Source organism: Pseudomonas sp. 44 R 15 (assembly GCF_900004965.1).
Taxonomy (GTDB): domain Bacteria; phylum Pseudomonadota; class Gammaproteobacteria; order Pseudomonadales; family Pseudomonadaceae; genus Aquipseudomonas; species Aquipseudomonas orientalis_A.
This window is the reverse complement of the sequence record NZ_CVTU01000110.1, coordinates 1-7,071: the sequence shown is the minus strand read 5'-3', so window position 1 is coordinate 7,071 and position 7,071 is coordinate 1. Positions and strand designations below refer to the sequence as shown.

Sequence of the window (7,071 nt, the reverse complement as noted above, 5' to 3'; positions counted from 1 at the left end):
CGGTCATGGCAAATCCTCTGGGGTACGTGTCAGTGCGTGGTTTACCGCGTCGGTCAGGTCTGGTTGCGTAAGACGTGTCTGTAATTGCCCGAGGAATTGACCCTCGCACACCAGGAACAACGCGGGCAAATGAAAGATCTGGTAACGTTCGACCGCGCCACCGTTGTGCCCGGCATCCACCCAGCACAGTCGGTCCACCGGCAAGCGCCAGCCCGGCAACTGCTGGCGCGCCCAGCGGCAACTGGAACAACCGACACTGGTAAACACTACCAGCGAACACCCGGGCAATCCCAGCAGTTGCTGGTCGATATCCAGGTCAGTCAATTCCAGTTCCTTCACTATACTGCTGCCACTGCCGTCCATAAGACGGTGTTCGGAGTCCGTGTACATGGGTCGTTTTTTACCTCACCCTGATGATGTCGCTGTCGAGTTGATCCAACGTCCGTCTCCCCCCTTGCCCCGCCAACGCCTGCGCACTATCGGCCGCGGCGGCATCGCCTGCAACTGGCCGCGTGCCTGGCGCCCTGGCACCGCGGTCGACCTGTCGATCCCCTCCCTGGGCGCCACCGCGCGCTATCCGGGCTATGTCGCGTGGTGCCGCAAAGGGCAAGCCGGCTATCGCATCGGCATCAGTTTTACCGATGAACATGCCCTGTTCGGCGCGCGCATGGGTGAGCAAGTGTGCCAGATCGAGCGCTACTGCCGCCTGCACGAAACCGCCGAGCTCACGGCCCAGCAACTCGAAGCCCTGGCCCACGATTGGGTGTCGCGCCACGCCGGCGAGTTCTCCCACGCGGCCGTTATGCAGCCAGCGCTGGATTAAAGCGGCCTTTGCCCATTGTCGCGGGCCCGTATTACGCGCTAAGGTTCCTCCCCCCTGCATCCAAATCATGCTGTGCTCCGCCGCACGGGGATGGCTGGCGGCCGGCACCCGTGACCCTGACGAGTAACACGATGGCTGATTTACCGATCAATGACCTTAACGTTGAATCCAACGAGACCCTGATCACGCCCGATCAGCTCAAGCGCGAAATCTCCCTGAGCGACGCTGCCCTGCAGACCGTCACCAAGGGTCGCGAAGTCATCCGTGACATTCTCGACGGCACCGACCACCGCCTCTTCGTCGTCATCGGGCCTTGCTCGATCCACGACCTCAAGGCCGCTCACGAATACGCCGAGCGCCTCAAGGTGCTGGCGGCGGAAGTGTCCGACACCTTGTACCTGGTGATGCGCGTCTATTTCGAGAAGCCGCGTACCACCGTCGGCTGGAAAGGCTTGATCAACGACCCGTACCTGGACGACTCGTTCAAGATCCAGGACGGCTTGCATATCGGTCGTAAACTGCTGCTGGACCTGGCGGAAATGGGCCTGCCCACCGCGACCGAAGCGCTGGACCCGATCTCCCCGCAGTACCTGCAGGACCTGATCAGCTGGTCGGCCATCGGCGCCCGCACCACCGAGTCCCAGACCCACCGCGAAATGGCCTCCGGCCTGTCCTCGGCCGTGGGTTTCAAGAACGGCACCGACGGCGGCCTGACCGTGGCGATCAACGCGCTGCAATCGGTCTCCAGCCCTCACCGTTTCCTGGGCATCAACCAGGAAGGCGGCGTGTCCATCGTCACCACCAAGGGCAACGCCTACGGTCACGTGGTGCTGCGCGGCGGCAATGGCAAGCCCAACTATGATTCGGTCAGTGTCGCACTCTGCGAACAGGCGCTGAACAAGGCCGGCATCAAGCCAAATATCATGGTCGACTGCAGCCATGCCAACTCCAACAAGGACCCGGCCCTGCAGCCGCTGGTGATGGAAAACGTCGCCAACCAGATCCTCGAAGGCAACCAGTCGATCATCGGCTTGATGGTCGAGAGCCACCTGAACTGGGGTTGCCAGGCCATTCCAAAAGACCTGGCCGACTTGCAGTACGGCGTGTCGATCACCGACGCGTGCATCGACTGGGCCGCTACCGAGAACACCCTGCGCAGCATGCACGCCAAGCTCAAGGACGTATTGCCCAAACGCAAACGCACCTGAATCAGGCACACACAAAAACGCCGGGCTAAACCCGGCGTTTTTTTATGGCTGTTCGTTCACAGCTTGGCGGCATGGCGCTGGTGGCGCTCCATGTAGCGCTCCACATAGGAGCAGGACGGGATGACCGTATAGCCTGACTCTTCGGCGAACTTCAACGCCTCTTCGGTCAACGCAGCCGCAATACCACGCCCACGCAACGCGTTGGGCACGAACGTGCGATAGATATCCAGGGTCTGTTTCCCGAGGTCCATATAGGTCAGATAGGCACGATGACCGTCCACATTGGTCTCGAACTGATGACCAGCCTGGTCATGGTGGATGGACAACGCCTCGCTCATCACTACTCCTCGCGGGTCTTGAATATTGACCCTACCTTACCGATGTTTTTCCGGCGAAGGAACATCTACGCCACCCCGTGCCGGTTTCGACAACGAGAAAACCCTGAGCGCTCACACCTGCACGCAGGGAATAGTAGGCACCAATTCAGCAATTGCTCAAGGCACACTCGTCATCCCCTGCCACGGGCGGATTATTAGAAAGGGCCTCGATCAACCGGTGACCGAACGCCTGAACATTGCCGGCAGTTGCAGCTTGAGACGAACTGGCGCTGTTAAAGTCACCTCTAGATGAGCGAAAGATACCCGTTGCGGTACGCGCAAGCGCAACGCAAGTGCCCGTCTGGATATATAACATTTCATCTGCTTACAAGGCTCGAGGCATGTGGGCCGGCGCTTTCAGCCTGGATCCAATCTTCAGCAGGATGAAAAAACCCGTCTGGTCTTTATACAAATCTCCCACAGATTAGCCAAAACAGATTCGGTACCAGAATTTTTTTTGCTTCTTGCGCAACGTCAGTTTACTTACTACAAGTAATGGGTAGTATGTACGCCGGCTATTTGCTCACTCTGAGACAGTAGTCATCTAATAGAAAGTCCTTGAAGGGGAACACGATGAACAACGTTCTGAAATTCTCTGCTCTGGCTCTGGCCGCAGTTCTGGCTACCGGTTGCAGCAGCGTCTCCAAAGAAACCGAAGCGCGTCTGACTGCAACGGAAGATGCAGCAGCTCGCTCCCAGGCTCGTGCAGACGAAGCCTACCGTAAAGCTGATGAAGCGCTGGCTGCTGCTCAAAAAGCACAACAGACTGCTGACGAAGCTAACGAGCGCGCTCTGCGCATGCTTGAAAAAGCAAGCCGCAAGTAATAATCCTTCGGGGTTGTTATCAAGCCGATCCATTTATGGGTCGGCTTTTTTTTGCCCGAAATATGCTGAACTGGCCGCAGCCATCCGCACCAGCTTTATTGAAAATCAACCGGCGCGCTGGACACCACCGGAGCGACGCCAGGCACACCGATTTCAGTCGGCAAGCCATCTTCCGCCGCCACCACATCACGCACCTGATCCCAGTTCACCCGCAGATTGTTGGCCAGGTCTTCACGCTTGAGCAGGGCATTGATCACCGCCGTGTGCTTGTCGACCACCGAGGGCGTGCCATCGTCGTTCAACGGCGTATGGGCTTCGAGGTAGACCTTGCCGCCGGCGCTGCCGAACTTATAGGCATCGTTGATGATACGCACCGACGTGCCGACCGGCACCATGCTCGCCATTTCCAGCACATTGTTGTTGAACATGCGGAAGCAACCGTGGCTGGTGCGGGTGCCGATACCGAATTTCATGTTGGAGCCATGGATCAGATAACCCGGTGTGCCCAGGGTGAACTTGAACGGGCCCAACGGGTTGTCGGGGCCGGCAGGTACTACGTTGGGCAGCGGGTCACCGTTGGCGGCATGTTCGGCCTTGATCGAGGCCGGCGGTGTCCAGGTGGGGTTCGGCGTCTTCGCGATGATGCTGGTGTGGGCAATGGGCGACCCCCAGCCTTCACGACCAATCCCCAGCGGGAAGGTGTAAACCACGTCCTGCCCCTTGGGGTAATAGTAGAGCCGATATTCAGCCAGGTTGATCACAATGCCTTCGCGCGGGCCCGGCGGCAGGATGAACCGTGTCGGCAGCACGATATCCGTACCCGCCCCTGGCAGCCAGGCATCGACGCCCGGGTTGGCGGCGACCATTTCCGAATAGCCCAGGTCGTACGTGGTGCCCAGGTCGGCAAACGTGTCTTCGTATTTGGCCTTGATCACCTGGACCTGACCGACGATGTCCTCACCGGGCGGCGGCAAGGGCAACTGCAAGGCTGACGCCGGACCGGCCGCACAGAGCGCAGCGAGAGACAGGCAGCAGGTAACGACGGAAAGGCGCGACAACATCCGGAAAATCCTTCGCAGAACGACGGTAGGAAAAAACTGATTGTATACGTCAAGCGAGTGCCTGGCATCAAGCCGGCCGCGCTAGAGCTCGAAGCGCAGCTCCGGCCAGATCGGCGGTGTGCCGCGCTTTTGCGACTCCAGAATGGCCCTGCACAACGGGCACAACCGCTGGTCCTGGAAGATCGAACGATCCACCGACGACCAGAGCGGTTGCGCCGGCAACAACGTGCCGCAGAGCGTGCGATCAATCGAGCCGCCCAACTCCAGTTGACGCGCCACCAGATGCACTCGCACTTCCTGGCAGGCGAACAGATCCAGCTGCTCGTCAGGCTCGATCAGTTGGTAGTTGAACAGGGACCAGGCAGGACGCGACATCAGGGGCTCCAAATCGGGGGGGCGCCACCTTAGCCGAAAGCCTGCCGGTAGAAAAGCGTCATAACAGCGGTTTGAGCGTCGGCCAGACATTTTCCAGCAACTTGCCCTGGCCGGCGACTGCCGGGTGCAGACCGTCCGCTTGCATCAAGTCAGGATGACCACCCACTCCCTCGAGAAAAAACGGCACCAACGGGACCTTTTTTTCCTCTGCGACCTCGCCGAAGACCTTGGCGAACGCGTCGACGTACCGCTTGCCATAGTTGGGTGGGATCTGCATGCCCAGCAGCAGCACCTTGGCACCGCTGTCCTGGGACGCCTGAATCATCGAGGCAAGATTTTGTTTCAATTGCGCCGGCGGCTGACCGCGCAGCCCGTCGTTGCCGCCCAACTCGATCACCACCACATCCGGTTTATGCGCTGCAAGCGCCGCCGGCAACCGCGCGAGGCCTCCGGCGCTGGTGTCGCCACTGATCGACGCATTGACCACTTTATCGTCAAAACCCTCCTGTTTGAGCCGCTGCTCCAACAGGGCGACCCACCCTTTGCGGGTATCCAGGCCGAAACCGGCACTGATACTATCGCCAACGATCAGGACTGTACCCGCCGCTGCGTTCTGGGCCATGCACATCAAGGCCAGGCCAGCACTCAAAAACCACATTCGCATCGGATTCTCCATGGGCGCAAGCATTCTCACCGCGCGAAACCTCAGCAAAGTGGTTCCCAGCGCGGAAGGTGAACTGACTATCCTGCACGAACTGAGCCTGGAACTGAACAAGGGCGATAGCCTGGCTATCGTCGGCAGCTCCGGTTCCGGCAAATCCACCCTCCTCGGCCTGCTGGCCGGCCTGGACCTGCCCAGCAGCGGTGAAGTCACCCTGGCAGGTCAAGCCCTGAGCAGTCTCGACGAGGACCAACGCGCGCGCATCCGTGCCGAACACGTGGGTTTCGTATTCCAGTCCTTTCAGTTGCTCGACAGCCTCAATGCGCTGGAAAACGTCATGCTGCCGTTGGAGCTGGACGGCCGCAAGGATGCCCGCGAGCGCGCCACGCACCTGCTCGAACGCGTCGGCCTCGGCAAGCGCCTGACCCATTCGCCACGCCAGCTTTCCGGCGGCGAGCAGCAACGCGTGGCGATTGCCCGCGCATTTGCCGCCGAGCCTGACGTGCTGTTTGCCGACGAGCCCACCGGCAACCTCGACAGCCATACCGGCGAGCGCATCAGCGACCTGTTGTTCGAACTCAATAAAGAGAGCGGCACGACCCTGGTACTGGTCACCCACGACGAGCGCCTGGCCCATCGCTGCCGACGCCTGATCCGCCTTGAAGCCGGCCTGATGGTCGCGCCCCTGGAGCCTTGATGGCACGCCTGCCGCTGTTACGCCTGTTCAGTCTTGCCATGCGCCAATTACTGCGCGATGCCCGCGCCGGCGAATTGCGTGTGTTGTTCTTCGCCCTGCTGGTGGCGGTGGCCGCCAGCACCGCTATCGGGTATTTCGGTGCACGCCTCAACGGCGCCATGCTGTTGCGCGCCACCGAGTTCCTGGGCGCGGACCTGGTACTTGAAGGCAGCTCGCCAGCCCGCCCCGAGCAAATCCGATCCGGCACCGAACTGGGCCTGGATCATGCGCGCATCGTGGAATTCTCCAGCGTTATTGCGGCCGACAACGGCATCCAGCTTTCCAGTATCAAGGCAGTCAACGAGCAGTATCCGCTGCGGGGCGAGCTCAAAAGTGCGGGCGAACCCTTTGGTACCGAAACCCCGGGCGGCGGCCCCAAACCCGGCGAAGCCTGGGTAGAAGCACGGCTGTTGACAGCGCTGGACCTGAAGGTCGGCGACAGCATCGACGTCGGCATGAAAACCCTGCGTCTGGCGCGCGTCCTGACCTACGAACCCGACCGCGCCGGCAATTTCTACAGCCTCACGCCCAGGGTGATGATCAACCTGGCGGACCTGGACGCCACCGGCGTGGTCCAGCCTGGCAGCCGCGTAAGCTATCGCGAACTGTGGCGCGCCCCACCCGGCAGCACGGCGCTGCAAACCTATCGCGACCTGGTCAAGCCGGGCCTGGCGGCCAACCAGCGCCTGCAGGACTCGCGCGATGGCAACCAACAGATTGGCGGCGCCCTGGGCAAGGCCGAGCGTTACCTGAATATGGCCAGCCTGGTGGCGGTATTGCTGGCCGGCGTGGCCGTGGCGCTGTCAGCCAACCGCTTTGCCAGCCGACGCTTCGATGCCAGTGCCCTGCTGCGCTGCCTGGGGCTGTCACGCCGCGAAGCCATGTTGCTGTTCAGCCTGCAACTGAGCGTACTGGGCCTGCTGGCAAGCCTGACCGGCGCCGTCCTCGGCTGGCTCGCGCAATTCGGGCTGTTCTACTTCCTGCACGATCTGCTGCCCGCGGACG

The 7,071-nt window shown here is 61.0% G+C and carries 10 protein-coding genes; 5 read left to right on the top strand and 5 right to left on the bottom strand.

The features are described from left to right. Positions 1 to 3: 3 nt before the first annotated feature. A complete protein-coding gene (locus BFP93_RS20610) occupies positions 4 to 390 on the bottom strand; it encodes a thioredoxin (protein WP_065894680.1) in 387 nt (128 codons plus the stop codon). On the opposite strand from BFP93_RS20610, the gene BFP93_RS20605 reads away from it, so the two are divergent. Both BFP93_RS20605 and BFP93_RS20600 read left to right on the top strand, forming a co-directional pair. Continuing rightward, the gene (locus BFP93_RS20605; RefSeq protein ID WP_065894678.1) at positions 389 to 823 is read left to right on the top strand and encodes a PilZ domain-containing protein; all 435 of its coding nucleotides are present in this window, start codon (positions 389 to 391) and stop codon (positions 821 to 823) included. The genes BFP93_RS20610 and BFP93_RS20605 overlap by 2 nt on opposite strands. A gap of 131 nt (positions 824 to 954) precedes the next feature. Continuing rightward, positions 955 to 2,031: a 3-deoxy-7-phosphoheptulonate synthase gene (locus BFP93_RS20600; RefSeq protein WP_065894676.1), complete on the top strand. Its 1,077-nt coding sequence runs from the start codon at positions 955 to 957 to the stop codon at positions 2,029 to 2,031. Positions 2,032 to 2,087: 56 nt separating this feature from the next. Here BFP93_RS20600 and BFP93_RS20595 read toward each other — a convergent pair whose 3' ends face one another. Then, complete coding sequence (locus BFP93_RS20595) at positions 2,088 to 2,369, bottom strand: GNAT family N-acetyltransferase (RefSeq protein WP_003233387.1); 282 nt, start codon at positions 2,367 to 2,369, stop codon at positions 2,088 to 2,090. A 612-nt stretch (positions 2,370 to 2,981) separates the two neighbouring features. Here BFP93_RS20595 and oprI point away from each other — a divergent pair. Continuing rightward, positions 2,982 to 3,233, top strand: a complete 252-nt coding sequence (gene oprI, locus BFP93_RS20590) for an outer membrane lipoprotei OprI (protein ID WP_003172710.1) — start codon at positions 2,982 to 2,984, stop codon at positions 3,231 to 3,233. 95 nt (positions 3,234 to 3,328) lie between these two features. On the opposite strand, the gene BFP93_RS20585 is transcribed toward oprI, so the two are convergent. The 3 genes from BFP93_RS20585 to BFP93_RS20575 form a co-directional block, all read right to left on the bottom strand. Next, positions 3,329 to 4,294 carry a L,D-transpeptidase family protein gene (locus BFP93_RS20585; protein WP_065894674.1) on the bottom strand — a complete coding sequence of 322 codons (966 nt, stop codon included), beginning with the start codon at positions 4,292 to 4,294 and terminating at the stop codon, positions 3,329 to 3,331. An 81-nt stretch (positions 4,295 to 4,375) separates the two neighbouring features. Continuing rightward, positions 4,376 to 4,669: a hypothetical protein gene (locus tag BFP93_RS20580; RefSeq protein WP_057722836.1), complete on the bottom strand. Its 294-nt coding sequence runs from the start codon at positions 4,667 to 4,669 to the stop codon at positions 4,376 to 4,378. A 58-nt stretch (positions 4,670 to 4,727) separates the two neighbouring features. Continuing rightward, the gene (locus BFP93_RS20575) at positions 4,728 to 5,333 is read right to left on the bottom strand and encodes an arylesterase (protein WP_065894672.1); all 606 of its coding nucleotides are present in this window, start codon (positions 5,331 to 5,333) and stop codon (positions 4,728 to 4,730) included. Positions 5,334 to 5,343: 10 nt separating this feature from the next. On the opposite strand from BFP93_RS20575, the gene BFP93_RS20570 reads away from it, so the two are divergent. Further along, the gene (locus BFP93_RS20570) at positions 5,344 to 6,027 is read left to right on the top strand and encodes an ABC transporter ATP-binding protein (protein WP_065885127.1); all 684 of its coding nucleotides are present in this window, start codon (positions 5,344 to 5,346) and stop codon (positions 6,025 to 6,027) included. Further along, a partial coding sequence (locus BFP93_RS20565; protein ID WP_141687994.1) for an ABC transporter permease occupies positions 6,027 to 7,071 on the top strand: 1,045 nt, incomplete at its 3' end. The genes BFP93_RS20570 and BFP93_RS20565, both read left to right, overlap by 1 nt.